Genomic DNA, 26,485 nt, shown 5'->3' on the forward strand with positions numbered 1-26,485 from the left:
ATGTTTACAGATCAATATGATGTAATAGTTGTTGGCGCCGGACACGCTGGAAGCGAAGCAGCGGCCGCTAGCGCCAATATGGGGCAGAAAACCTTATTGGTGACCATGAACTTACAGAACATCGCTCAAATGTCTTGTAATCCAGCCATGGGCGGAATTGCAAAGGGACAAATACTAAGAGAAATCGACGCCATGGGCGGATATAGTGGGATGGTTTCGGATACATCGGCAATTCAATTTAAAATGTTGAATAAATCAAAAGGTCCAGCCATGTGGAGTCCGCGTGTGCAAAGTGACCGAATGTTATTTGCCGAGCACTGGAGAAATCGATTAGAACAAACTCCAAACTTGGATTTTTATCAAGAAATGGTTAGCGGAATTTTGGTCGAAAACAACAAAATTATCGGTGTAAGAACTTCTTTAGGTCTAAAAATATATTCCAAAACCGTTGTATTAACCAACGGTACTTTCTTAAACGGATTGATTCACATCGGTGATAAAAACTTTGGCGGTGGTAGAGCAGGAGAAAGAGCTTCAACTGGAATTACCGCTGAATTAATCGAATTAGGTTTTGAAGCCGGAAGAATGAAAACCGGAACACCACCACGAGTAGATGGACGTTCGTTGGATTTTTCAAAGATGGTAGAACAACCCGGTGATGAGCAACCCGGAAAATTCTCTTATTCCAATCAAACACAAAAATTAAGTAAGCAACGCTCGTGTTGGATGACGTATACTTCTCCAGAAGTGCATGATTTACTTCGAGAGGGATTTGATCGTTCACCGATGTTTAATGGAAGAATCCAAAGTATTGGCCCGAGATATTGCCCAAGTATTGAAGATAAAATAGACCGATTTGCAGACAAAGACCGTCACCAAATGTTCATTGAACCCGAAGGTTGGAAAACAGTTGAATTTTACGTAAATGGCTTTTCGACTTCCTTACCAGAAGATGTTCAGTTTAAAGCTTTGCGTTCGGTGGTAGGTTTTGAAAACGTGAAGTTTTTTAGACCAGGATACGCAATTGAATACGATTATTTTCCACCAACACAATTGAAACATACCTTAGAAACTAAATTAGTTGATGGCTTGTATTTCGCGGGACAAATCAACGGAACTACGGGTTACGAAGAAGCAGCTTCACAAGGTTTGATGGCAGGTATAAATGCGGCATTAAAAAACCAAGAGAAGGAAGAATTCATTTTATCTAGAAGTGAAGCATATATCGGAGTATTAATTGACGACTTAATTACCAAAGGAACAGAAGAACCTTACCGTATGTTTACTTCGAGAGCTGAATACAGAACCTTGCTACGTCAAGATAATGCTGATATTCGGTTGACAGAAAAATCCTATCAACTCGGTTTAGCTTCGGCTGAACGAATGGGACGACTGGAAGAAAAACAATCCAAATCTGAAGCTTTTGTCGAATTTTTTAAAGAAACTTCGGTGACTACCACTGAAATCAATCCAATTTTGGAAGCTAAAAATTCAGCTACGGTAAATCAACAAGGGAAACTATTCAAGATTTTTGCTCGCCCAAATATCGAGATGAAAGACATGCTTCAATTGGAAAGTGTAAAAACTTTTGCTGAAGAAAACCAAGTGGACGAAGAAGTATTGGAGCAAGTAGAAATACAGGTGAAATACGCAGGATATATTGAAAAGGAAAAGTTGAATGCAGATAAATTACATCGCTTGGAAAATGTAAAAATTCCAAATAATTTTGATTACTCTCAACTGAAATCCATGTCTTTTGAAGCTAGAGAAAAGCTTGGCAAAATTCAACCTAGAACCGTCTCACAAGCATCACGCGTAAGCGGTGTCAATCCGAGTGATATTTCGGTTTTGTTGGTTCACATGGGAAGATAAATTTAATGTTCCACGTGGAACAATCAAAAGAATTGAATTGAAAAAGAATTCATTTAGCGTTAAAGATCATTTCAAAACCCAAGAAGTTTTTCAGCTGAAATGGAATGAAAAATGGGATTGTTATGAGACTTTTCCAAAACCTGATTTAAAGGAAATTGGAAAATATTACGAGAGTGATAATTACATTTCTCACCAAGAAAAATCAAAATCAGTAAAAGATTTAGTGTACAATTGGGTAAGAAATTACATGCTGAAAACCAAAATCAACTGGATTGAAAAGGAAGTAAATTCTAAGAAGAAATTATTGGATTTTGGTTGTGGAGTAGGAGGGTTTGTAAGAAGGGCAAATGAAAAAGGATTCAAAGCAATAGGAATTGAACCCAATGAAAAGGCGCGAAACCTTGCAAAAGATAATCAATTGGAAGTCTACTCAGATTTAAATGAGATCAAGGAAAAGAAATTTGATGTCATTACGCTTTGGCATGTATTGGAACATTTGCATCAACCAAGTGAATTTTTAAAAGAAATCAACAACAGCTTAACTGAAAATGGAAAGCTTTTCATTGCAGTGCCTAACTTTAAATCATATGATGCAGTGCAGTACAAAGAGTTTTGGGCAGCATTTGATGTTCCTAGACATCTATATCATTTTAGCAGGAAATCCATTTCTATTCTAGCTGAGCATAATGGATTTAGCTTAAAAAAAACCTATCCACTAAAATTTGATAGTTATTATGTTTCCATGTTATCTGAGAAATACAAAACAGGAAGTTCAGGTTTCAAATGGATTTGGCAAGGTTTCAAATCAAATTACAAAGCCGAAAAGAATGGAGAGTGGTCTGGTTTAGTTTTTGTGCTTCAAAAAGGGTAAAACAGCCAAATAAAGCGATTTAGGGACTTTTTTAACTCTTCAGTAGTAGTTTATATAGAAAATAAAATATATTCGCTTACGTAAAACAATTTCAATAAAAATAAAATAGTTTTTAATTATGAATATTTTGAAATCAATAAACTTTAAGTATGGTTTACTCATTGGAATAATGAGTTTCATTTTTACTTCCTGCGATCAGGAAAAAACAGCGTACGTAAATAACACAGAATTGATTCAGGCTTACGAAAAAATGAAAAGTGCAAAAGCTGAGTTTGAGCAGAGAAATGAAAAACTTAGCCAAGAGTTGGATTCTATTGCATTGGATTTTCAATCGCAGATACAAAGCTATCAACAAAACGCAGATAAAATGCGCATAGAAGAACGCGAAAAAGAAGAAGATAGACTCATTGCTTTACGTCAAAAAATCGAGAAAGAGCAGCAACAAAAAAGCCAAAAATTGGAACGAGAAAGTCAAGATGCAGCAGATGTTTTGGTAAAAGAAGTACGCAAGAAAGTAGAGAAATATGGTGAAGAAAACGGTTACACCTACATTTTTGGTTCCAACGATAGCGCAAATATTTTGTATGCGAAACGAGGGAAAGATATAACCTTGGAAGTAATTGAGTATATTAATGAGTAAATATTACTGATGAATAAACCGCGTAAGTTGCAACGATAAATCCGTAAAAACCAACTTGCCGTTTGCGTTTCTTTCAATATGGTAACTGGCATCTTGTAAAGCAATATTGATCTTGTCTAAATTATTACCATTGATGAATTTAGCGAAATTGGCAAACTTGAACTTTTCATCGTATGTTTTCATGTAAACCAAAGATTCTGCTTTGTAGTTTTGTAATAAAGCTTGACGGAAAAAGTGCAAGCAATAATCGATAAATCGGATTTGCGTTTCTCGGTTTTCTTTATCCAATTGCGTTGCCCAATGCATTAAATCTTTTACAGCAGATTTTTGCTTTTTTGCTTGAAAAGCGCTGCGTACCCAAGCTATAAAATAGGCTTCAAATTTTTGATCGTCAGTTTGATGGGAAATGCGTTTGATGGCTTTAGCTAAGTCACCATCAGATTGAGCTGCAATTTGGTGAGCTTCGGCAGAATTTGCATCTAAGTTTTCAACTAAGTAGGTTGCAATAGCTTCTTCACTAAAAGGTGGAAATTCTAAGATCTGACAACGCGAACGTATCGTCAATAAAATATCTTCTGGATGTTCCGATACCAATATTAGATAGGTATTTTCTGGTGGTTCTTCAATTAACTTCAATAGTTTATTTGCAGACGAAGTATTCATTTTTTCTGCATACCAAATCACCATTACTTTAGCATTTCCTCCGTAGGATTTCAACGAAAGTTGTTTTCCGATATCGGCCGCTTCGGCAACATTAATGATGCCTTGTCTTTTTTCAATGCCAACTTTTTTATACCAATCATGCAATTCTTCAAAAATCTGTTCTTGTAAAAACTCACGCCAATAAATAGCAAAATCTTTTGAAAGCGGCTTTTTGTTTTCCACTAATTCAGATAAATTAATGGGATATACGAAATGCATATCAGGGTGAGAAAACTGTTGGCAAAGGTGTTCAGCCTTCGTAAGTTGATCCCCCGATAAGTTTTTAGTGATGAGCATTTGTGAAAAAGCAGCTGCAGTAGCTAAAGTTCCGTGTCCAGGTTTACCTACAAACAATTGTGCATGGGCTGTTCTGCCATTTGCTAAAGTAGATTGCAGGTGTTTTTTGATGTGTTGTAAACCGGGTATTTGTGAAAAATCCATTGTACAAAAATAGGTTATCTTCAAAAATAAGACGAGTTGAATAAGGTAAAACTTCAATTGAAAATGAGATGCAAAAAAGTAAAGAAGGCTTCATCTTAAATCGGCTTCCTTATTCTGAATTATTGTTTATTTTTGAATTCATTATAAAACCAAAGCAGATGAATAGTATAGATTCAATAAACTTCGAAAATAAGCAAGCCGTTATTCGAGTGGACTTCAATGTTCCTTTAAATGCAGAGCGAAAAGTAACCGACACCAGCCGAATTGATGCCGCTAAACCAAGTATTGTAAAAGTTTTGGAAGATGGTGGTTCTGCGGTTTTGATGTCGCATTTAGGAAGACCTGAAGGAAGAGAAGAAAAATATTCATTACAACATATTGTTACTACAGTAAGTGAAATTATTGGTGTTCGCGTGAAATTTGCTTCAGATTGTGTTGGCGAAGAAGCCGAAAAAATGGCGGAGAATTTAAAGCCAGGCGAAGTCTTATTGTTAGAGAATTTACGCTTTCATAAAGAGGAAAAAGCAGGTGACGAAGATTTTGCCAAAGCGCTTGCTAGTTTGGGCGATGTATACGTAAATGATGCTTTTGGAACGGCGCACCGCGCGCATGCTTCTACCACCATAGCTGCCAAATTCGCCAAAGAAAAATGCATGGGCTATTTATTGAAAAAAGAAATAGATAGCTTAGATAAAGTTTTAAACTCCAAAGAAAAACCAGTAACTGCGGTAATTGGTGGAGCAAAAGTTTCGTCTAAAATTACCGTAATTGAAAATATTTTACCCAAAATTGACCACTTGATTATCGGTGGAGGAATGGCTTTTACCTTCATTAAAGCCAAAGGTGGAAATATAGGAACTTCGTTAGTAGAAGAAGACAAACAAGAATTAGCATTGAGCATTCTTGAAAAAGCCAAAGCTCAAAACGTAGAAGTGCATTTACCCATTGATACGGTAATGACGCAAGAATTCAGTAACGATGGCGAACGTAAGGTGCAGGATATTTATAATATTCCAAACGATTGGATGGGTTTAGATGCTGGTGAAAAATCCCGTGAACAGTTTGCTGAAGTGATCAAAGCTTCCAAAATTATTCTATGGAATGGACCGTTGGGTGTTTTTGAAATGGAAAACTTTGCACAAGGAACTATTGCTTTAGGAAAAGCCATTGTAGAAGCAACTAAAAAAGGAGCATTTTCTTTAGTAGGTGGAGGAGATAGTGTTTCCGCAGCTAAGCAATTTGGTTTTGATAAAGACGTAAGCTACGTTTCTACAGGTGGCGGTGCGATGTTAGAAATGCTAGAAGGAAAAACCTTACCAGGAATTAAAGCATTAGAATAAACAAAATTGAAAAGTTTTATATAAAAAAAGGCTCCCTAATAAAGGAGCCTTTTTTGATTTTAGCAATGCTTAATGAATAGGAAATGAAATTTATTTTTTAATAAACTTCTTGGTCACATTTACATCTTCATTTTGAATTTGCAATAAATACACACTAGCATTTAGGCTATTAATAGGCAAAGAAGTAACTTCATCTGAAGCACTTTGACTAAATTCTGCTACTTTTTTACCCACCAAGTTGAAAATAGTAATTTGTGTTTCTTCATTTGGAACTTGGTTCCAATTGATGTTTAACATCTCTTCAGCTGGATTCGGATAAATGCTGAAATTGTTTTGGGCAAGATCTACATCAGATAAAGAAACTAGTTCAAAACTAATATTAAATCGGAATGCATCTAGACTTTCTGAAATGCTCGCATCTACTGTAAAATCATAAATTAATCCCGCTGTAATTTCAGTTTGTGTTCCTAAATAAACATCATTCAAGTAAACTTTCAAATCTTCTGGTTGGTGATTTACATCAAAGCTTAAGCTGTATGCACTGTCTTGGTAATTGACAAGCGCAAGTTCCACCACATGACCGTTAGTTGGCATGTTTTGAAAGTCTAAAGCTTTCAATCCATTATTCAATATAACATAATTTTCTCCAGGGTTTCCTAGTTTGCCTGCATCTTCATCGCTTCCTAATGTAGTGTAATTGGTATTGAAACGAAGACCAATCGCATCACTCTCTATCTCATTATTAGCTAGAGCTGAAGTTTTATATAAACGTGAATTGATGTAAAATTCATTATTTACGTTAAATGGTGTTTGTTGTGTTTGTGCCGTAGTTTTATGAGCTTCTTCAAAGGTGATGCTTCCGTTACCTGAAGCAGTATTTTGAACAAAGAAAGCTTGGCCTGGAGCAACATATTGAGTAGCATCAGAACTAAACGGATTTGGAGTTGCGCTTCCCGGTATTGGAACGGTAACAAAGCCTCCATTACCATTATCTCCAGCTATAGACGCATCCCAAACATAGATAAAATCGGTGAGATTAGTACGCGTAGTTGCATTGATATCTACTACAGCTTGGTAAGGATTCCCCACAAAACTATAATTATTGGCTACTGTTGCTAAACTTGGCGAAAAACTTCCCGTATGCATATCTCCTGCTGCACTTAAAGTTGTAACAGTTGCGGGAGATGTATTGCTGTTTAAAGCTACTGAGCGATCACCTCTTACAAATAAGCGATAAGGCGTTCCTGCTACGATATTTGTACTAGTTGTAGATGTAACGGCTTGCCATCCCGCACCATTCGTTTGTGGATTAATACTATTATCAAAAGTAAACAAAGATGGAGTATTTGTACTTGTAACATCAAAACCGTTAGTTGCTCCATTTGTTCCTGTGATGTGCGTATCTTGTTGCCATGCGTCTGCAAAACTTTGACCACCTACAGCAGAACTTAGCACTCTAAACGCACGTTTTGCAGGTACAAATCGTTCTACCGTTACATCTCCGGTAATTGTACCCGTTGAATTTCCGTATTGCGCTGTACCAGATGCTGTACTTTTAAAGACTAAATCTCCATTAATGTTGATGCTTCCGTTGTTAGTGAGAACAACATTGTCATTAACCGATAGGGTATTTCCTGTATTTATACTTAATTCTCCGTTTAAGCTCAAATTTGTATCTAAATTGATATCGTGAGCAATTGTAATATTACCATTGCCTACAGGAGCTATACCATCATTCCAGATAGTTGAATCCGAAAAAATTCCATCTGCTATGGTGGTAAAAGTTGGACGTTCAATACTTAAATTATTGAAGTAAAAATTTTGTTCTCCACCACCAGCATTCTCATTGAAGAAACGAATTTCATCAACTCGTCCTGAAATATTCACATTTGTAAGAGTTACTGAATGTCCTGTAGAGTTCGTTCTTTCTACTGATATTATGGCATTAGTAGCTGATACTTGGGTAACCGTTAACCTAAAAATTGAATTTGCTTGATATGGCCATCCGGTATTGGTAAACGTTCCAGTTTGGTCACGGTATTCATATTTGTCTCCTCCAAAACTAGCAGCTTGAAAAAGAAATACTCCAATTCCATTTTGAAAGATTTCAACACCTTTAGCTCCTGCTCTAAAATTGATTGTGAATTCTACTTCCAACCTTTCTTCGTTCAGTAAATCAGAAAAACTTCTGTAAGCATTAATAGATGACCCATCATTCTGAGCAAACATTCCAAAGGATGGATTACCAATATCTCCATGCGAATCATTTGGTCCGTGACCTAAAAAAGCACTTTTACTAGAGCCAGAATCACTCCAAGTCCATGGATTAAATCCCGAGCCACCATTATCACCAATATTTAATCCAAAATTAGGTGCACCAGCTCCAGTATAATTACTAGCATCATCTTCAGCAATAGTAACATAAGTTTGCCCATACCCAAAAAGCATAAAAGCAAACACAAAACCTATACTTAGTAAAAATTTATTCATAAGACCAATATTTTAAATTCATGTAAAATTATAAAAACTTTACTTAAACGTTTAAGTAAGTGGTTTTACGACAACGATGTAGTATCAAACTTTAACATATTCTTTCAGTGAAATGTTGTAAAAAAGGTGATTACACATTAAAATTCAACAGAATAAACAGGTGAATTTGTGTATTTTCGCTATATGTTGAATACCGAACACCAAGCCAATTTTAAATTTCCAAAGCAACTGCGTTTAACTCATAAAAAACGCATTGCCGAATTGTTTGCAGATGGGAAATCGGCTAAGGCTTTTCCGTTTCGAACTAAGTTTTTACCAAACCATTTAGCACATCATCGGATTTTGATTGCCGTTCCTAAACGAAACATTCCCTTAGCTAGCAATCGCAATCACATAAAACGCTTAATGCGGGAAGCTTTTCGGTTAAATCAGCATCAACTGAATACTTCACCTCATCACATCGATTTGCTTTTCATCTTCACCGGTAAGGAAAAACCGACTTACGCAGAAGTAGAAAAGAAACTTGTACAGCTTTTTGAAAAAATTCAGCTTCAGATTATCAGGTAATAAAAAATAGCTAACTTTACTGAAAACCAAAAGCATGAAGCATTTTGTACTTCTCATTTCATTAGTTTTTTCTGTAAATTGTTTCGCTCAAGAACCGGATTCTGATTTGTTTCAAACTTGGTATTTGCATAGCGTTTTGGCCAGTGATGCCACGCCAATGCCATTTATAGTATCTGATATCACTCCCGAAATTACACCAACCTTAACTATCGATGAAAATTTTGAATTCAGCGGCACTGCTGCTTGTAATTCATTCAACGGAACTTTAGATTCAAATTCACCCTATAGTAATTGGACAACTTCCTTTTCTAGCACAGATTTAGATTGCGGTGTGGCTATACATAATTCATTTGAAGCTGAATATTTCAATTATCTGCAAATGCTAAATGATTATAATATTGAAGCAGATGAAGAAGGTTTGGTTTTAACCATAACCACTCCACCTTTTGGGTATGGTGTATTTAAAAACTATCCGTTAAATACCTCTGATTTTGATTCTTTTGAAATTGACATTTTTCCTAATCCCGCAAGCCAAAAAATTCAGATTAATACGAAACATCTAATCACTAAAATTGAGGTCTACTCGCTGAACGGAAAAAAGATAATTTCACAAACTTCTCAATTTGAAAGCATAAATATTACCGATTTAGATGCTGGAATGTATATCCTAAAAATCTACACTGAAGATAGAAGCCTGAATAAGAAGTTGATAAAACAGTAAATTGTATTCAATAAAAAAATGGCTTTACTTTTATTTCTTATACCTATTGTGTTTTATGATTGAAAATGAGATTTGTAGTTGCTGTTAATAAATGATTTATATAAAGTAAGAATAATTAAAGCTAATTACAGTCTATTTTTAATTGACCAGGATTTAAAATTGAAATTGAACCTGCCCAAGCACACATTAATTTGCTGTTATCAGTTAAAACAGGACTATTTATTAGCTATACTTGTTTTTTTTGCACCTGGTAACCAAGTACCAGCTGGAACAGGTATACACGGCTGTGGTGTCAACACACCCAAAGCTGCTGCTGTTGCCGATGCTACCATTGGGTTAGCTATTGACATACAATTTCCGAATGATGGAATATTAACCATTGGTATAATGTCTAAAACGGTAGCAATTGGTTTTGTATTTCCTGTTAATGTTCTGTTTTGTGGTAACACATTCATAGTTTTTGGGGCAGTTCCCATTGAACATGATATTTTAGCTCCATTACATACACACTTAGCCATAGTATTATAGATTTTTTATAAATTTATTTATAATTTATTCAAATTCAAAAAAGTATACTGTTTATTTTTTAAGTGGCACTCCAAAGCGAGAGATTCATCATCAGTCATGACAGTATGTGCGTACTCAAAAAAAAGTTTTAAATAAACGTTTTTGTTGTTGTAACTAAAATTATCAATTAGGAAGTTGGTTTTATAAAACCCTAAATCATCAATTTTCAGATTAAATTCACGCCCTAAAACAATTAATATTTCAATATTTTTATTTTTGAGTTTTTCCATAATAGATGACAACTTAGTTTTGACAGTTTGATTATCTATGAACTTTGAATTAAGATATAAAAAACAGAATCTATTTTTGGTAAGTGAGTTCCTTTGAGAACTTTTCAATGACCAATTAACAATCTCAAAAGCTTTTCTATACATATTATTGTCTACTGATATAATTGGAATATGAATATATGGTCTTTTTAATTCCGGGATATTATCAAGGTGAAAAAAGGATTTTTCCTTAGCGTAACTGAAATAATTTGTTAGATCAAAATACGATTTTCTAAGTTTATGGTTATTTTTTGATATTATTTCAGTATTAAGAGACCTAAGTAACAAGCGATAAAATACGTTATTGGAAAAACAAAAGATATATTTATAATTATTTTTCTTTAGTTCTCGAAACACACTCAAATTGCTAGATCTCAATTTTAAATGATACAAATTTTTGTATAAACATTCATTGAAATATATGCTTTGAGATTGTTTTTCTGTAAATAAAATGTCTAAGTGTAATTTATTATTATAAACCTTTAATAGGTTATTGTACATTAAATTAATACTTACTAAATCTGAAAAATGACCACTTGATAAGATTAAAATTTTCATTCTTCAAAAATTTTCATCCTTTCATTGTAAAGCGATTCAATTTTCTTTTTCATGTCGCTAGGATCTGTGTACCAAGTTAATAAATTACCTTCTTCATCTGAAGTTATTAAAACTTTAGCACCATTAGGTTTTATGAAGGTAGACATATGCCAAATCCACTTTTCGTGCCCTGTTAGTTCGGTAGCAGAATTTTGTATTTTGTCTTTTACCAACTTAAAGTCGTATCTAAATACTTTACTATCTAAACTTGATGTGTATAAAATTTCTGTTTGTTCGTCAAAATATATGCAAGTAATTCTGCTATTGTGAAGTTCAAAATTATCAATTAATTTAAGTGGTGTTAAAGTCTTTACATTTTGTACGTTAAAATCATACCAAAAAACCTTTCCATATTCTGTTCCTAATAATAAGTGGTTTTCAGATATATAAATTTGTTTTATTTCATGAACACTAGACGTATCTATGTTTAATTTTAGTGCATTGTTATCCTTTTCTAGCCTATAGATTTCATTTTTGGACACAAAGTAAAGAACTGAGTTATTTACTAAACTAGTCTTGATATCATTAAATTTTTGAATTCGATTTTTGATTTTAAAATTGTCAAAAACAATAATCTCTTTCTCGAATATTAAATATTGTTTGTTGTTCTCTATATCTATATGCAGGTTTATTAATTTTTGACTTTTGTCTTCGTAAATAGTATTGACTTCTTTGGTTAGTGGATTTATGTTTAATAGTTTACCGGAAAATGTGGTGGCTAATAAACTGTTATCACTAACAAAAGACAAATATCTTATTCTATCATCTATATTATCATTAGCAACATTAATGGGTTTGTAAATTGATACATTGTTTTTAATGTCAAAAAAATAAATAGTTCCTTTATCGCCAGCAAAAGCAATAATCTCGTTATTATTTATGTCAAAAGAACGTACTGAGTTACCCTTTGACTTAGTTAACAACATGCTTGTTTTGCTGTATGATTTCTTATTTTCTAAAATTGAAAGTATTTTCTGGTTCAGCTGTAAAACATTTTCATTACCAATTATATTTTTATCAACAACTCCAGATTCTTTAAGTGAATTAAATAGCTCCTGTTTCTTTAATGATTCGTTAACTAGTGTTTTAACTCGGTCTTCGTCATTCTCTAAGAAAGCATCGTTTAAAGCTAGTTTTAAGGTTTTAAATTCTGATTTTATCTCGATTAAGTCTTTCATCATTTTGCTTTTAGCGGCTTCATTCTTAGCAATAACAATTGAATTTTTGAGTGAGTCGGACTTATTTGTAAGCGCTATTTGGTCTTTAATTTCTTGTTCTCTTGCATCTTCTAGTTCATCAAGTTTAGACTTAATAATTGCGTTTTGATTATTGATGGTTTTATTTTTTGTAAGCATTTCATTGTAAAGAGTACTTACTTTCTCGTTTGTGATTACTAATTCATTTGCTTTTTTTTCAACTTCTAAGGTTGCTTTTTTTGCATCTTCTTCAGCTTTTTCGGCATCAATTTGAGCATTGGTAGCTATTATTTTTTCTTGTTTTGCATCTTGGTATGATATAATTGCAAAAGTTGCGAGAATGATTGAAATTAATGTGAATGTTGCAAATATTTTCCTTTTTTTCTTTTCCTTTTTTTTATCTCTTTCTATTGCAGCTAATTTTTCTTCTTTTATTCTTTCATCCTCTTTCACACTTTTATTTATAAACTCAATGGTTTCATTAAAATTAAAAGGATATTTTTTTGCCCAATTCTTATTGATGTCTTTTTGATTTTTCCAATTGATGGCGGTTTCCAATTCAGGTGTCTTTAAGAAATCAATTTCATTATTTTTCTTTTTGATAGCGTCTATACTAAAAGATTTGAATTTATCGTAGTTCTCAATCTCTTCTTTTCGCCAAGTATCCAGCTTATCCCAGTTAATATTTTTAAAATATTTGAGATTCAATATATTTTTACCGTTGTAAGTCTTCGATTTTGTGTCTTCAATACCAGATATTGTAGGTTCAATGAGTTCAAATAATTCTGAAGTTTCTAACTTTAATTCCCTAAGAAATTTTGTTAACTCTGGAAGGCTTATGTTTAAGTAACTCGAAATATCTTCTAAAGTACCATACAAGGTATTGGTATTTACTAAATGGGCATTTACAATTGATTTGAATAAAAGTTTCAGATTCTGCTTGTTTTCTGTTTCATAAAATTGATCAAATTGCAGTGCTATAACATATTTTAAACCTCCAAGTTCATCTAAAATATTTGATGTAATAGCATCAGAATTAGACTTGCTAATTATAAGCCTATCATAAAGCTTTTTTAATAAAAACTGAAGATTAGGTAAGTAGCTAATTTCTTCATTAAGGTCTACATGTAGTTTATCTATTATTTTATGATCTATATAAATACCATTAGCTTGAAATGTATTTTCAAATATTTTAATAAGACCTGATTTACTTAAGTTGGGTATGGTAAATTGAGATTTGGTAATAATTTCCTGTAATTTGGTGTAGGAATTAAGCTTTGTCAGGTGATTACTGCCAATACATATTAGAAAATAAATTGATGATTTTTTTATAGATACAGACTTGTAAACTATATCCATAAGCATATTGTCTTCGTCTCTTTCTAAATAATCAAAGGCCGTTTTATATTTATAAAAATCTTCAACTTGGTCAATTACAATTAGTAAGTTTTTCTGATTAAAAATTTCAGAGTTTTTGTATATTTCAACAATGCTATTGCTACCAAATTTTTCGATGGTGTCCTCATAATATTTATAATCTGATATATTGGACTTTTTGTTTTGTTTTAAAACAAAATTTTCAGATAAAGCATGAGCTAAGTTTTTGATGGGGTTTACTCCTGGTCTCATGTAGGCTACAGACCATTCTTTACCAGAAACACCTATAAAACCCCTTTTTAGTCTTGGGATTAATCCCGAAACAATTAATGATGTTTTACCACTTCCAGGAGCGCCCGTCAGGGTTAATAATTTATTTTTTTGCAAGATTAGGAGAAGGTTTTCAATTTCTTCTTCTCTTCCAAAAAAAAGATCACTTTCACTCTCGGAATAAGGCTTCAATCCTACAAATGGATTGCGATTATCTTTTGGCATGATTATTTTTTTACCGCAGGTGTTTTTTGCTATATTTGTTAAAGCATATCCAATTTACATAAATTTTGTTTAAAACCTACTCTACTTGTAATATTATAAATGAAATTCAAGCTAGAATTCCAAAGGCACTTTTTTCAATACAACTTTTCATCGATGAAAACCATCTCTTTTTTTTATCAGAAAAACTCATAACATCGCTAAACAAAAATATAGAATTTGAAATTGTAATTGTTGCTCCAAACCAGAAAAAATCATTAAAGCTTATAAATCTTTTAAAAAGACTAATTGACGGAGGTGCTGAAATATATTGGAATATTGATGAAAATAGTTTCGAAAATGAATCCTATTTTGCAATATTTGATAAATCGTATTTAATTGAAGGAGAAAAGGATGACTTAAATAGAATTGATGAAGCAAATTACATTGAAGGAAAAAATACATTTTTTAAATCAATAATTTTAGATTCTAAAAAAATTAATTTACAAACAGGTGATATAAAAATAGACTTTAAATCTGATCACTACATTGTTAGAAAAAAAGAAACAGTAAATATTTCATGGAAAGTGAATAACGCTCATCATGTTTCAATACATCCAGATATTGGCCAAGTAAATCTTGAGGGCAGTAGGAATGTGGTGTTATATAATGATCAAACTTATAGGTTAGTTGCTAAAAATAAAGAGCTTGTTGTTGAGAAAAATATATTTATAAAAATCAAAGAATCACCAGATATGGAGTTTGATGTAAGTGTTTTTGATAAAACCTTAAAAGATTTCATAACTTTAACTCCTTCTGGAGAGAAAAGTTTTCATTATGGTGTTTACTTAGGTCAATTGGTGAGGTTGAAATGGGACTTTGGGTTTTCAGGAAAATTAATTGAAAAATCTATTGGAAAACTACCCTTGATTGGGAGCTATGAATTTGAAGTGAATGAAATAACGCATTTTACATTTATCCTAAACCTGATTGATGGATCAATATCAAAAAACTTGATTTTTCATACTTTTAAAGAAGAAGAAATTTCTAACTTTCCAAAAAAAAGAGAAAATCTAGAATCAACGCCTAAAGCATATAATCCTTCATCAAATCGCTTTAAAGTATTAATTAGAAAATTGAAAGATATATTTTAAAACCATGTCTGTATTTAAGAACTTTTTATTGTTTTCTTCTGGCGTAACAGTTGATTTGATTAAGCAGTGTCCTCGTTTTGAAGTCAATAAATACATGAGTATTGGCATGACTATAGTTTTTACAACAATCCTTTCAATTTTATCATCTTATTTTGCATTTTATCTCATATTTGATTCTGAAACTATAGCAATTCCACTTTCATTTTTATGGGGAGCCATAATCTTCAACCTGGATAGATATATTATCAGTTCAATGCGAATGGGTAATAGTAAGTGGCAACAATTTTTAAAATCTATCCCGCGTATTCTTGTAGCAGTTATTATAGCTACAGTAATATCTAAACCATTAGAGTTGAAAATTTTTGATTTGGAAATCAATAACTTTTTAAATCAACAAAAGGCTGATTTAGCTTACAATATTGAAAAAAAATATGATGCAGAATTAATTGATATTGAAGAAAAAAAACATAATTTTAGAACAGAGTATAAAAACATGCTTAGTTTAAGAGATAAATACTATGAAGAATATAAGTGTGAATGCAATGGTACTTGTGGCACAAATGTAAAAGGTTATGGGCAGGAGTGTAATGATAGAAAAAAAAGGTATAACGTATATGTAGCTGATTTAGAAGAAGAAAAGAAAAGAATGGACTCTACAATTAACCTTCTAAGCAAAAGAGAACTAGAAATAAAAGATTTAATTATTAATGAAAAAAAATTAACTATCCCTCAAAGATATGGTTTCATTGATAAACTAAAAGCTTTGAAAAATATTGATAGAATGTCATCTATATTCATATTCTCATTATTTATATTTATAGAAACTGCACCTTTATTAACTAAATTATTATCAGATAAAGGTCCTTATGATAATTTAATTCTTCAACATGAAATTAAATTTGAGTCAGAATACAGGAAAAAACTAGATATTTATAACAATGAAAGGCTTAAAAATAAAAGGATAAATGATTTAGAATCAGACCTAGAAATCAAATCAAAAGAAACTGCAATGAGAAATTTGATTAAAAATGAAGCCTACGAGCAATACAATAAAATGAGAGAATTAATAGATGCAAAAGATTATAAAACCAATGGTAATTAAAAATCTAAAATTAATAGTATTAATTTTAGCAGTTGTAGGCGCTATAAGTTGTGATTCCCTTTTATCTGTTTTGGAAGAAGTTGAAACACAAAAAAAAGATTTAACCAACAATAATAACTTGAAAGAAGACCAAGTTAATTTAAATGATGCAATAAAAAACCTCTCAAAAGAATCGAAGTTTGCTTTAAGCAAAAACTTAAATTCAGATGAAAGCTTGGTTAGCTATTATGACAATAACTATATTGATAGTTTAAAAAATGAGTTAGAAAAAACAGGCGTTTTAAAATTAAAAACGGAAGAGTCTTTTTTAATTGATTACTTAAAAACAGCAAATAGAACAGATACAACTTACTTAGCGAACTTATACTTTAATTCACCTGTAAATGGTGAAGTTTTAAGTTACGAGTATAACGTCTTAAAAGACGATGTGATTTACTATGAAATATCAAACCTTAAGTCACACAAGTTAATGGAGATATCTATTTCTGAAGGCGGAACAACCAGATTTTTAAAAAATGATTTAAAACCTAAAGAAACCGTAAAAGGCCAAATTGAAATTTTATCTGATAATGTTTTAACGGTCAATGTTTCTAATGACAATTTTATAAAAAACAAAGGCTTTCTCCAGTCTCACTTAAAATTAGTCCTAAAAAAAATCAAGCCTAATCTTAACTTTAAAGTTAAAAAGACCAAGGATACTATCGTAAATCAAAGCTTAATTAGGAAATCTATAAAAGACACAATATATAGGGTTATAGACTCTAAAGAATTTTCACTAGGTAATAAATTAGACTTAACAAAAAATCACACTAAAAAGTTTAATGTAATTGTAAATGAATTTGATAATTTATTAGGATGGTCTTATTGGATAGGCGTTGGTGATAAGCAAATATCTGCTTACAACAAAATGGCTGAAAGCGAAAACCCGTTAATTGAGTTTACAAAATCAGAATTGTTAAAGTCAGAAAACAAAACACTTCTTCCAAAAAATGAAAATGCAGATGTAGATCTTGAAATTAAAAACACAAGTCTAGATGCAAGATCATCAAATTACTTTAATAATTATGCTTTCTACAAGAGTGATGAATATACAACTAGTATTGTAAAAAAAGCAGAAGTTTACCTTTCAAATAAGTCAAGTCTTTATGATTATAATGTTAAAGCTCACATAGTAGCGGTTGGGCTTAATGAAGTTCAACAAGATGTTTTGGAAGACATTGTAGCCTATAAAGACATAATATTTGTAACACTTTTAGATGATGAATAGATATTTCAGTTTATACATTCTACTAATTTCCATACTTTTTATTTCATGTAAAGATGTAATGAAAGTTAAAAGTAGCGTTAGAAAAACTCAGACCGAGTATAGAATTCTTGATAGGACTTTCAATAAAATAAAAAAAGGTGCTGGCATTAATAGTACATCTTCCAAAACAAAACAAGATTTACAAGAAGATACCACTCAGTTTCTATCTATTAAGCAAAAAAGTATGCTCAATACTTATGGAGACCTTTTTGACTACTTGAATAAAAACGATCAAAATTTAAAGAGCGATAATTTTACTTGGGATTCAGTTCAAAAAGCATATTATGTTAGAAACAAAGATTTCAAATCTATTAAAAAAGAAAATGAAGTTTTTGGTTGGCACCCTTACTGGATGGGTTCGAAGTGGAAGAGTTATCCATTTGAACTATTATCTACGCTTGCTTATTTTTCGTACAAAGTAGATCCTTATAGCGGAGGGTATAAAAACCCAGCACAAATTGAAGAATGGAAAACCACTGCTATGATTGACTCTGCTAAAGTTAAAAATACTAGGGTATTATTAACAGTATCTTGTCATGGCTATTCTAATAATAGAGAGTTTCTACAAAATCCAGATCGCTGGGATTATTTAGTTGAAACCCTTGAGCCACTACTGAACATGAGACAAGCGGATGGTATTGATTTAAACTTTGAAATGGTTCCTTATTCTGAAAAAAATAATTTGAATAGGTTTATAGAGTATTTTAGAAATCAATTTGATACTAAGTTTCAAAATCAAAATAAAAACTTTTATCTTTCACTAACCTTACCCGCAAACGATAGTAGAGAGATATTCAATGTAAAAAACCTTAATGATTATGTTGATTTATTTGTGATCATGGGGTACGATTATCATATCGGCGAAAAACTGCAAGGTGCAGTTTCTCCATTACGCTCAAGCGAAGGATCAGATTTAAGTTTGAATAAAACCGTAAATTACTATCTAGAATATGGTATAAATCCACAAAAAACTATTCTTGCATTACCTTATTATGGTAGCTTATGGACTGGTAAACTTTCAAAAGACAACAGTAAGGTTTATAATGAAACCTCTTACAAAAAACCTCTAACTTATAGCGAAATTAGGCAAAAGTATGTTAACAATGAAAATGTTGATATTACATCAAATAGGGATGAACGAAGTATGACTAATTATTATAATATTGCTTTCAAAGACTATACTACTCAAGAAGTTTGGTTTGATGATGATTACACATTGGGCAAGAAGTATGACTTTGCTCTAAGCAAAAAGCTAAAAGGGGTGGGTATTTGGGCACTTGGATATGATAATGGTTATAATGATTTATGGAATGTTATTGAGAATAAATTTTCAACAGATCAGAAAATAATTGTGAATCCAATTAATGAAGCTGATGGCTATCCTATTAAGTTATCAAAATTCTTGATTGAGTATAAATTAATATTTATTACCACATCTATATTTTTTCTTATAACTGTAATTTTAGCTTTTTTAGTATTATTATTTGATTATAACATAAGAAACTCGATTGTAAAAAGTCAACTAAATGTGGCTATGTTTATAGGAATTGTTTTTATTCTTTTAATACCAATTACAATTGTTATTTTTGAACGAATAGAATATTTATTAGGAGGCTTTAATTTAGTAGTTAAACCATATTGGTCTTATTATCTATCTTTCTTTATCGGTGTTCTAACAATGTATTTGGCGTATAGAATAAAGATAAAATCAATTGAAAGACCATAAAATAAAAAAATGAAGGCATTAATTATAAGAGAGTTATTTTGGTTTTTGATAGGAAGTTTGATGTCTCTAGGTCTATCGTTTATATTTTTAGGATTATTAAATCTTACCTCAAGCCAAGGGTTTTTAAATTCTATTGAGAAGATATTTACGGTGCAGTTATACATTATAGGATGCATAGTTTCATTAATTAGTTTTTACATATTTAGAATTATAATTATTGCAGTAAAGAAATATCTTTAATATGATACATAATGTTATTACATCAATAGCTCAACGACTTGATGAGTTTATAAAAAATAAACTGTCTATTAAAGCAGATACTGTAATTGTTAGTAATCTAGTTGATATTAAGGGTAACTTAAATCAAGATATAGAAAACAAAGTAACCATATTTTTACTCCATATTGAGGAGGAGAACATAACAAAAAATACCAGTATGAAGTACAGTATTGGAGAAACACCGCCCGTAAAAGTAAATTTGTTGGTTATGTTTTCAGCCTATTTCCCAAATTTTAATTATGTAGAATCACTGCATTATATTTCTTTAGTCATAGAGTTTTTTCAAATAAATACAACTTTTGATGATTCTAATACGCCCGGATTACCAATTAGTGCAAATAAAATTAAAGCTGAATTGTTTAATATTTCTATAGATGAAATTAATAAATTATGGGGAAATATAGGCGCTAATTATTTACCATCGGTTTCCTATAAGTTTAAACATATCATATTTGATGGAGAAACAATTACCCAAGATATACCAAAAATTGTTTAAGACATTGTAAATGAATTATCCTATCAATAGTTATAATTATGTTTCCAATTTCAGGAAATTGCTTAGTTGTAAATTAAAACACACTTACTATAATGATAATGTACTTAAAAATGTTGTTGTAAAACCAGATTTAGAAACACAGGAGTTACTCGATAATTTCAATATATTATTTAGACTTACAAATGACGGTTTTGTATTATTATCAAAAGTAGATAACAGGTTTGCATCAAAAAATTATGAAGGTGCAATCCGTTTGAAGTTTATTTTTGAAGTTAAAAATAATTATTTCATTAACATTACAGACTTGCCTTTTTCTAGCAATCAAAAATTATGTTTTTTTAATGAACAAGACCTTAGCGATGAAAAACTTCAGTTAAGCAATCCAGTAGATGAAAACGATTCATTTAGTTATGATAACAACGGTATTAATGGCGAAATAAACCTTAAAATAAATACCAAGAATCAATTTTTTGGAAATGAGGAAGCCTTAGAAAACAAACAACAACTTAACTTTTCAATTTTATTTAATTCAAGAGAGGTAAAATTAAGATACAATTTTTACTCACTTAAAGAAAATAACGTTTTTAAAAATTATTATTTAACTGATGAAAACAACACTATAAAGATTAAGGATTTTAAACAGAGATTTTTAGCAAGTGGAACAAAAGCCCACTTCGTTATACTGGAAGAGAAAATAGTTGTATCCGAGTTATATTCAAATAAAATGTATTTAAAAAAAGAAGATGACATTCTATCATATTTCTCCCTCTTTCTACCTCACCCAAAGCCCAGTAATATAAGTTATGACAGGAATATTGATTATTTCATTAACGATATTTATGTTAAAATTTAATTTTTTTTAGAATTAATTTTGATGGTATAAAAATAAGGTATAGTTTTATACGAAATTTAATTTAATATATTTAAATATGGCAACTACCTTAGCAACACCAGGTGTTTACATTGAAGAAAAAAGTTCATTTGGTTCATCTGTTGTTCCTGTACAAACCGCTGTACCTGCGTTTGTAGGTTATACCGAAAAAGCAAGTAGAGGTTCAAAATCCTTGATTAATAAACCTGTTAAAATATCATCTTTTGGCCAATTCCTTGAGCTTTTTGGTGGTGCTCCAAAAACTAAATTTAACATAGAAGTTAATGAAGATTCTGCTTTAGGATTTGATTTAAGTTATGTTGATGGATCACGATTTATGCTTTACAACTCTATTAAACTATTCTACGCAAATAGTGGTGGTGATTGTTATGTAGTTTCGGTAGGTGACTATTCTGAAAAAGTTAAAGCATCTAAACTTAATGATCCGTCAGGAGGAGGTTTGGTAAGTCTGGAAAAATATCTAGAACCAACCTTGTTACTTATTCCTGATGCAATTTTATTATCCAAATCAGCATGTTATTCACTACAAGCTGCAATGTTAACGCATTGTGGTTATAAAATGAAAAACAGGTTTGCTATTTTGGATGTTTACAACGGTGATCAAGAACGTACTTTTGATGAAAAAGATGTAGTTGATAACTTTAGAGAAGGTGTTGGCTCAAATTTTTTACAATGGGGAGCAGCATATTATCCTTACTTAAATACAACCATTGTTAATCCTTCAGATTTAGATTATACATTAATAGAAAATCTAGATCAATTGGTTGAAATTTTAACTGCTGATGTTGATGCTAGTTTAGAAGCGGGTACTATATCTGAAGCTAGAGCAGAAGGCATCAAACTTGAAATTAATAAAATTTTAGAAACCACTGATAAAGACTTAATTAATTCATTACAATCTACATTATCTATTGTTTGTCCTAAATTAAATTCTATTCTTGAAGAAGTGGGTGACATGATTAACTTGATGCCACCTAGCCCTGCAATGGCAGGAGCTTACACAATGTGTGATAATAGTTCAAGTGTTGCCAAATCTCCTGCTAATATTAGTTTAGGTTCTGTTATCTCACCTTCGATTGATATAAATAACGACAATCAAGAAGAAATGAATTTGCCATTAAACGGAAAAGCGATTAACGCTGTACGTAGTTTTGCTGGCAAAGGAGTTCTTGTATGGGGTGCTAGGACATTAGATGGTAATTCTAAGGACTACAGATATATCAGTGTTAGACGAACAATGACTTTCTTAGAGCAAAGTATAAAGTTTGCGGCTGAAGCTTTTGTTTTTTCGCCAAACAATTCAACAACATGGTCTACTTTAAAAGCTACAGTTATTAACTTTCTGAATAATCAGTGGCAATCAGGATTATTGGCTGGATCGTCGCCAGAAGAAGCTTTTAATGTATCTATAGGTTTGGGCAACACTATGACACCAAACGATGTTCTAGATGGTGTATTAAAAATGAATATAAAGGTTGCAATTACAAGACCAGCAGAATTTATTGTAATTACATTCGAACAACAACAACAGAAATCTTAAAATAATTTAAAAAAATAATATTATGGCACTACCAGTAGCAGGCTCAGGAGATGTTCAAGATCAGTTTTGGCCTTTACCAAAATTCTACTTTTCAGTTGATATTGGAGACTTCCAAGACTTACCATTCCAAGAAGTTAGTGGTTTGGATGTTGAAACTGAAGTTATAGAATATAGACATGGAAATAGTCCAAATCATGGTACAATAAAAATGCCTGGATTAATGAAGTATGGAGATGTTACTTTGAAAAAGGGAGTTTTCGCAGATGACAATCAGTTTTTTGATTGGATATCTCAAATTAATTTAAACACCTATACTAGGTTAACAGTTGTAATAAGGCTGTTAGATGAAACAGCAACAGAAAGAATGACATGGACTTTAACCAATGCATTCCCACAGAAAGTTACACCTACTGATATGAATTCTCAATCTTCAGAAGCTGGAATAGAAACAATAGTTTTTTCACATGAAGGTATGGTTCAGTCTGTATAAATTATATATTTTATTCATTAAAATTAGGCGTGATATTTCATGCCTTTTTTTTATGTGTATCCAACTTAAATATATAAGTTTTTCATTTAAATAATTTGAAAATGAAACTAGATAAAGGGGATTATCCTGTATTAGGGTTTAATTTTAAAGTTACTTCAACAATTGCTATGGGAGTTAATAATCCTACATCCAATAAAAAAAGTAGCACTTTAGGACCAGATGAGTCATTTTTTCAATCTATATCAGGGATTTCTGCTTCCGTTGGTGGTTCAGAAATTTATAATTCTGGTATAAACAATAGACAATTTAAATTACCTACTTCTACAACTTATCAGGATCTTAAGCTTACTAGAGGAATCGTAAAAAAATCATCATCATTAGGTGACTGGTGTAGAAATTTTCTAATAAAAGATTCATCTACATATCAAATTGAGCGGAGAACATTAAATGTAATGTTATTAGATAGAAGTAGAAAGGATATTTTATCAACTTGGTCTTTTTTTAATTGTTATCCTAGAGAAATAGATATTGGAGCATTTAATGCAGATAAGTCTGAAATAGCTATTGAAAGTTTAACTTTAACTTATTCTCATTTTAGTCAAGATATTTAGTTGGTAGATTTAAATTATAGCAAAATTATGGCAATAGAGATTAAAGAATTAGTTATCCAGGGTAAAATGAAGGATGATTCTAATCAACATCAAAGTTTTAATCACGATACTGTTCAAGAAGTCAATAATCAGCTAGTTTCAAACAACTACTTAACAAACTTAGAAAGGCAAGAGTTAATAGATGAATGTGTTGCAGTAGTTTTGAAGGAACTTGAAAACGTGTTAAAACATTAGCATGAATAAAAATACAAATAATACTGCCTTAGTCATATCAGGTTATAAGTATAAAGATTTATCAAAGGCCCCTGAACTTGTTGGAAGCTACAAACTTCAAATTAACCCAGCAGATTTAAGTTTTACCGTCGGCTCAAAAGAACAATCAAGTGATCAAACATCAGATGCTATAGGTTCCCTAATAAGTAGTAAAGCACCTGCAAAACTTCAAAAAAGTTTAGATTTAAACTTTATAATTGATAATACAGGGGCATTACCAAATTCTCCAACTGGTATAGATTCATCTAGTAAGACTTTAGCAGATTCTATTAAAGCTTTAGAAGGAATCACTGTTAAGCCCTTAGCATCAACCCACAGACCTCCTTTTGTAAGAGTGACATGGGGATTTGGCTCCATATCTATTTTTGGTGAAGTTATTTCATTCAATTATGAATATACTTTTTTTGATGCTTATGGAGTGCCTTTAAGAGCGAACGTTAAAATGACTATTAAAGACTTTGATTCAGATGGAACAAACAAATTATTTCAAAGTCCAGATATTACAAAAATGCCAATTGTGAGGAAAGGTGACAACATAGTAAATATCTCAGAATCTTATTATGACGACAAGAAGTATTTTATTAAGTTAGCAGAGTTTAATAATCTTAATTCTTTAAGGGCATTAAAGAGTGGGAAACAAATTCAAATACCACCAATTCGATAATAAGATTTAATATGCCATTAGACAATAGTAGTAGTCAACCAAAAGATACTGTCAATGAACCAATCTCATTTGATATCATTGTTAATGGGAAATCGATTATTTCTAAATTTAATGTCATAAAAATCGGCGTAGAGAAATCTGTAAATAAGCTTAGTAAAGCAACCATAAATATCGCAGGTGGAAATTCATACTTAAATACATTTGAAGAAAGTGAAAATAAAGATTTTATACCCGGAACATCAGTTGAAATTTTATTAGGCTATAAGCAGGATAACAAGTTAGCTTTTAAGGGCATAATAGAAAATCATAATATCTCACTAAAAAAAGGGTATTCAAAAAAACCATGGTGTAGTCTTTTGGTTTTAGATTGCGTTGATAAAGCTATTAAATTAAAAAATAGTTATACATCAGATCTATATAAAGATAAAAAAGAGAGTGAAATTATAACTTCTTTACTAAGCAAAGTGTCTGGAATAAAATTTAAAGTAAAAGCTACAAATTTCAAACATCCCTTTTTCCCAAAGTATAACACAACAGATTGGGATTTTATATTGGATAGAGCTAAACAAAATGGCTGTGTAGTTTTAAATTCTGATAATAAAATAGATGTAATTGAACCCAAATCAAATAAATCCAAATCGGTTTTAACCATCAAGAATGGAGAATCTACAATTAGCTTTGATGCTCAAATCAATTCTTCTAGCCAGTTAAGTTCTTTAAAACTTAACTCATGGGACTTTTTCTCTGGTGAAACTAAAAAGGCATCTGCAGTTGAGCCTAAATTAGATACAAATGATACTTTATCTGCTAAAAAAATTAGCAAAGAAACTAGTCCATCTTCTGTAGAAATAAATATTCCACAATATACAGATACAACAGAATTAAAAATTTATGCCGATTCCTTTATCAAAAGTTCAAGATTAAATAGACTTACAGGCACGGCTAAATTTAAGGGTGTTCCAGACCTAAAATTGGGCGAGATAGTAACTCTTGATGGCTTTGGTAGTAACTTTGACGGGAAAATTTATATAACAGGAATATCGCACCAAATAGAAGGAGGCTTATTTACAACCAGTCTTTCCTTTGGTTTAAAAAATTCCTATTTTAAGTCGAGTAGTTTTGATAAATCAAAACTTGTAGAACCGATTCATGGGGTTTATATCGGCACAGTTAAAAAAAATCATTCAGACCCTTTAAATCAAGGGCGTATACAAATATTAATACCTGCTTTTAAAAAAACCGGAGACGGTTTATGGGCCCAGCTTTCTCATTTTTATACCAATACAAAAGCAGGATCTTTTTTTATACCAGAAGTTGGAACGCAGGTTATAGTTTCCTTTATAGCAAATGATCCACGTTATCCTGTTATACTAAATAGTTTATACACTAAAAAGAAAAGTCCTTATTCAACTATTAAAAAAGAAAATAATCTAAAAGCTATTTTGTCTAAGAGTAAGCTGAAGGTAGAGTTTGACGATGATGAAAAGAAAATTACTATATCTACTCCAAAAACGAATAGCATTGTAATTAGTGAAAAAACAAAAGATATAACTATTAAAGACCAAAACAAAAATAATATTAAGTTGTCTGAAAAAGGAATTACACTTAATAGCAATAAAGATATAAGCATTTCATCATCTGGAGAGGTTAGTATAACTGGCCAAAAGGGAATAATATTAAATGGAAAGTCAGGTGATGGTGTAAAAATAAGTGGAAGTAAAATAAATATAAGCGCTAAAACAAGTGCTTCTATTAAAGGCGGAAGTAAGGCAGAATTAAGTGCCTCTGGTCAAGTGAATATAAAAGGTGCTAAAGTTGGAATAAATTAAAA

General features: G+C 31.3%; 24 protein-coding genes. 18 read left to right on the forward strand and 6 right to left on the reverse strand.

The window, feature by feature from the left end:
- The 3 genes from mnmG (at window position 1) to IEV72_RS10675 (ending at window position 3,383) form a co-directional block, all read left to right on the forward strand.
- Entirely contained in the window at window positions 1-1,872 is a 1,872-nt protein-coding gene (gene mnmG, locus IEV72_RS10665) for a tRNA uridine-5-carboxymethylaminomethyl(34) synthesis enzyme MnmG (RefSeq protein WP_188459097.1), read from the forward strand.
- Window positions 1,873-1,909: 37 nt separating this feature from the next.
- Window positions 1,910-2,743 carry a class I SAM-dependent methyltransferase gene (locus tag IEV72_RS10670; RefSeq protein WP_188459098.1) on the forward strand — a complete coding sequence of 278 codons (834 nt, stop codon included), beginning with the start codon at window positions 1,910-1,912 and terminating at the stop codon, window positions 2,741-2,743.
- Between the two features lie 127 nt (window positions 2,744-2,870).
- The gene (locus tag IEV72_RS10675) at window positions 2,871-3,383 is read left to right on the forward strand and encodes an OmpH/Skp family outer membrane protein (RefSeq protein WP_229731889.1); all 513 of its coding nucleotides are present in this window, start codon (window positions 2,871-2,873) and stop codon (window positions 3,381-3,383) included.
- A gap of 3 nt (window positions 3,384-3,386) precedes the next feature.
- On the opposite strand, the gene IEV72_RS10680 is transcribed toward IEV72_RS10675, so the two are convergent.
- Window positions 3,387-4,526: a DNA polymerase III subunit gene (locus IEV72_RS10680; protein ID WP_188459099.1), complete on the reverse strand. Its 1,140-nt coding sequence runs from the start codon at window positions 4,524-4,526 to the stop codon at window positions 3,387-3,389.
- Between the two features lie 158 nt (window positions 4,527-4,684).
- On the opposite strand from IEV72_RS10680, the gene IEV72_RS10685 reads away from it, so the two are divergent.
- Window positions 4,685-5,866 carry a phosphoglycerate kinase gene (locus tag IEV72_RS10685; protein WP_188459139.1) on the forward strand — a complete coding sequence of 394 codons (1,182 nt, stop codon included), beginning with the start codon at window positions 4,685-4,687 and terminating at the stop codon, window positions 5,864-5,866.
- Window positions 5,867-5,956: 90 nt separating this feature from the next.
- Here IEV72_RS10685 and IEV72_RS10690 read toward each other — a convergent pair whose 3' ends face one another.
- On the reverse strand, window positions 5,957-8,356 hold the full coding sequence (locus tag IEV72_RS10690; protein ID WP_188459100.1) for a T9SS type A sorting domain-containing protein: 2,400 nt from the start codon (window positions 8,354-8,356) through the stop codon (window positions 5,957-5,959).
- Between the two features lie 183 nt (window positions 8,357-8,539).
- Here IEV72_RS10690 and rnpA point away from each other — a divergent pair, with 183 nt between their 5' ends.
- Window positions 8,540-8,923: a ribonuclease P protein component gene (gene rnpA / locus IEV72_RS10695; RefSeq protein WP_188459101.1), complete on the forward strand. Its 384-nt coding sequence runs from the start codon at window positions 8,540-8,542 to the stop codon at window positions 8,921-8,923.
- A 34-nt stretch (window positions 8,924-8,957) separates the two neighbouring features.
- Window positions 8,958-9,644, forward strand: coding sequence for a T9SS type A sorting domain-containing protein (locus IEV72_RS10700; protein ID WP_188459102.1), 687 nt, complete (start codon window positions 8,958-8,960; stop codon window positions 9,642-9,644).
- A 121-nt stretch (window positions 9,645-9,765) separates the two neighbouring features.
- Here IEV72_RS10700 and IEV72_RS13785 read toward each other — a convergent pair whose 3' ends face one another.
- Genes IEV72_RS13785 through IEV72_RS10715 form a run of 4 tightly spaced genes read right to left on the reverse strand, consistent with a single transcriptional unit; the run spans window position 9,766 to window position 14,145 of the window.
- Window positions 9,766-9,867 carry a PAAR-like protein gene (locus IEV72_RS13785; protein WP_444544425.1) on the reverse strand — a complete coding sequence of 34 codons (102 nt, stop codon included), beginning with the start codon at window positions 9,865-9,867 and terminating at the stop codon, window positions 9,766-9,768.
- A complete protein-coding gene (locus tag IEV72_RS10705) occupies window positions 9,860-10,162 on the reverse strand; it encodes a DUF4280 domain-containing protein (RefSeq protein WP_229731890.1) in 303 nt (100 codons plus the stop codon). Before IEV72_RS10705 ends, IEV72_RS13785 begins: the two co-directional genes overlap by 8 nt.
- A 27-nt stretch (window positions 10,163-10,189) precedes the next feature.
- Window positions 10,190-11,038 carry a hypothetical protein gene (locus IEV72_RS10710; RefSeq protein ID WP_188459103.1) on the reverse strand — a complete coding sequence of 283 codons (849 nt, stop codon included), beginning with the start codon at window positions 11,036-11,038 and terminating at the stop codon, window positions 10,190-10,192.
- Window positions 11,035-14,145 carry an AAA family ATPase gene (locus IEV72_RS10715; protein ID WP_188459104.1) on the reverse strand — a complete coding sequence of 1,037 codons (3,111 nt, stop codon included), beginning with the start codon at window positions 14,143-14,145 and terminating at the stop codon, window positions 11,035-11,037. Before IEV72_RS10715 ends, IEV72_RS10710 begins: the two co-directional genes overlap by 4 nt.
- A 65-nt stretch (window positions 14,146-14,210) precedes the next feature.
- Between IEV72_RS10715 and IEV72_RS10720 the strand changes: the two genes are divergently transcribed.
- The 12 genes from IEV72_RS10720 (at window position 14,211) to IEV72_RS10775 (ending at window position 26,483) form a co-directional block, all read left to right on the forward strand.
- Window positions 14,211-15,275 (forward strand): hypothetical protein, encoded by a 1,065-nt coding sequence (locus IEV72_RS10720; protein ID WP_188459105.1) that lies wholly within the window; start codon window positions 14,211-14,213, stop codon window positions 15,273-15,275.
- A gap of 4 nt (window positions 15,276-15,279) precedes the next feature.
- Window positions 15,280-16,377 carry a DUF4407 domain-containing protein gene (locus IEV72_RS10725; protein ID WP_188459106.1) on the forward strand — a complete coding sequence of 366 codons (1,098 nt, stop codon included), beginning with the start codon at window positions 15,280-15,282 and terminating at the stop codon, window positions 16,375-16,377.
- On the forward strand, window positions 16,346-17,644 hold the full coding sequence (locus IEV72_RS10730) for a hypothetical protein (protein WP_188459107.1): 1,299 nt from the start codon (window positions 16,346-16,348) through the stop codon (window positions 17,642-17,644). Before IEV72_RS10725 ends, IEV72_RS10730 begins: the two co-directional genes overlap by 32 nt.
- A gap of 58 nt (window positions 17,645-17,702) precedes the next feature.
- Window positions 17,703-19,409 (forward strand): glycoside hydrolase family 18 protein, encoded by a 1,707-nt coding sequence (locus IEV72_RS10735; protein WP_188459108.1) that lies wholly within the window; start codon window positions 17,703-17,705, stop codon window positions 19,407-19,409.
- Between the two features lie 241 nt (window positions 19,410-19,650).
- A complete protein-coding gene (locus IEV72_RS10740) occupies window positions 19,651-20,184 on the forward strand; it encodes a Pvc16 family protein (protein WP_188459109.1) in 534 nt (177 codons plus the stop codon).
- 10 nt (window positions 20,185-20,194) lie between these two features.
- Entirely contained in the window at window positions 20,195-21,037 is an 843-nt protein-coding gene (locus IEV72_RS10745) for a hypothetical protein (RefSeq protein ID WP_188459110.1), read from the forward strand.
- A gap of 76 nt (window positions 21,038-21,113) precedes the next feature.
- Entirely contained in the window at window positions 21,114-22,616 is a 1,503-nt protein-coding gene (locus IEV72_RS10750) for a phage tail sheath family protein (RefSeq protein WP_188459111.1), read from the forward strand.
- Window positions 22,617-22,638: 22 nt separating this feature from the next.
- Window positions 22,639-23,106 (forward strand): phage tail protein, encoded by a 468-nt coding sequence (locus IEV72_RS10755; protein WP_188459112.1) that lies wholly within the window; start codon window positions 22,639-22,641, stop codon window positions 23,104-23,106.
- Window positions 23,107-23,207: 101 nt separating this feature from the next.
- The gene (locus tag IEV72_RS10760) at window positions 23,208-23,717 is read left to right on the forward strand and encodes a phage tail protein (protein ID WP_188459113.1); all 510 of its coding nucleotides are present in this window, start codon (window positions 23,208-23,210) and stop codon (window positions 23,715-23,717) included.
- A gap of 27 nt (window positions 23,718-23,744) precedes the next feature.
- A complete protein-coding gene (locus IEV72_RS10765) occupies window positions 23,745-23,951 on the forward strand; it encodes a DUF5908 family protein (RefSeq protein ID WP_188459114.1) in 207 nt (68 codons plus the stop codon).
- Window position 23,952: 1 nt separating this feature from the next.
- Window positions 23,953-24,654 carry a CIS tube protein gene (locus IEV72_RS10770; protein ID WP_188459115.1) on the forward strand — a complete coding sequence of 234 codons (702 nt, stop codon included), beginning with the start codon at window positions 23,953-23,955 and terminating at the stop codon, window positions 24,652-24,654.
- Between the two features lie 11 nt (window positions 24,655-24,665).
- Entirely contained in the window at window positions 24,666-26,483 is a 1,818-nt protein-coding gene (locus IEV72_RS10775; RefSeq protein ID WP_188459116.1) for a phage baseplate assembly protein V, read from the forward strand.
- Window positions 26,484-26,485: the final 2 nt, after the last annotated feature.

This window comes from Psychroflexus planctonicus (genome assembly GCF_014640195.1).
Classification (GTDB): domain Bacteria; phylum Bacteroidota; class Bacteroidia; order Flavobacteriales; family Flavobacteriaceae; genus Psychroflexus; species Psychroflexus planctonicus.

Bases quoted from the DNA above. Each gene is read 5' to 3' on its own strand.
- mnmG (WP_188459097.1), top strand. From the start codon at position 1: ATGTTTACAGATCAATATGATGTAATAGTTGTTGGCGCCGGACACGCT.
- IEV72_RS10680 (WP_188459099.1), bottom strand. From the start codon at position 4,526: ATGGATTTTTCACAAATACCCGGTTTACAACACATCAAAAAACACCTG.
- IEV72_RS10685 (WP_188459139.1), top strand. From the start codon at position 4,685: ATGAATAGTATAGATTCAATAAACTTCGAAAATAAGCAAGCCGTTATT.
- IEV72_RS10690 (WP_188459100.1), bottom strand. From the start codon at position 8,356: ATGAATAAATTTTTACTAAGTATAGGTTTTGTGTTTGCTTTTATGCTT.
- rnpA (WP_188459101.1), top strand. From the start codon at position 8,540: ATGTTGAATACCGAACACCAAGCCAATTTTAAATTTCCAAAGCAACTG.
- IEV72_RS10700 (WP_188459102.1), top strand. From the start codon at position 8,958: ATGAAGCATTTTGTACTTCTCATTTCATTAGTTTTTTCTGTAAATTGT.
- IEV72_RS10705 (WP_229731890.1), bottom strand. From the start codon at position 10,162: ATGGCTAAGTGTGTATGTAATGGAGCTAAAATATCATGTTCAATGGGA.
- IEV72_RS10710 (WP_188459103.1), bottom strand. From the start codon at position 11,038: ATGAAAATTTTAATCTTATCAAGTGGTCATTTTTCAGATTTAGTAAGT.
- IEV72_RS10715 (WP_188459104.1), bottom strand. From the start codon at position 14,145: ATGCCAAAAGATAATCGCAATCCATTTGTAGGATTGAAGCCTTATTCC.
- IEV72_RS10725 (WP_188459106.1), top strand. From the start codon at position 15,280: ATGTCTGTATTTAAGAACTTTTTATTGTTTTCTTCTGGCGTAACAGTT.
- IEV72_RS10730 (WP_188459107.1), top strand. From the start codon at position 16,346: ATGCAAAAGATTATAAAACCAATGGTAATTAAAAATCTAAAATTAATA.
- IEV72_RS10735 (WP_188459108.1), top strand. From the start codon at position 17,703: ATGAAAGTTAAAAGTAGCGTTAGAAAAACTCAGACCGAGTATAGAATT.
- IEV72_RS10740 (WP_188459109.1), top strand. From the start codon at position 19,651: ATGATACATAATGTTATTACATCAATAGCTCAACGACTTGATGAGTTT.
- IEV72_RS10745 (WP_188459110.1), top strand. From the start codon at position 20,195: ATGAATTATCCTATCAATAGTTATAATTATGTTTCCAATTTCAGGAAA.
- IEV72_RS10750 (WP_188459111.1), top strand. From the start codon at position 21,114: ATGGCAACTACCTTAGCAACACCAGGTGTTTACATTGAAGAAAAAAGT.
- IEV72_RS10755 (WP_188459112.1), top strand. From the start codon at position 22,639: ATGGCACTACCAGTAGCAGGCTCAGGAGATGTTCAAGATCAGTTTTGG.
- IEV72_RS10760 (WP_188459113.1), top strand. From the start codon at position 23,208: ATGAAACTAGATAAAGGGGATTATCCTGTATTAGGGTTTAATTTTAAA.
- IEV72_RS10765 (WP_188459114.1), top strand. From the start codon at position 23,745: ATGGCAATAGAGATTAAAGAATTAGTTATCCAGGGTAAAATGAAGGAT.
- IEV72_RS10770 (WP_188459115.1), top strand. From the start codon at position 23,953: ATGAATAAAAATACAAATAATACTGCCTTAGTCATATCAGGTTATAAG.
- IEV72_RS10775 (WP_188459116.1), top strand. From the start codon at position 24,666: ATGCCATTAGACAATAGTAGTAGTCAACCAAAAGATACTGTCAATGAA.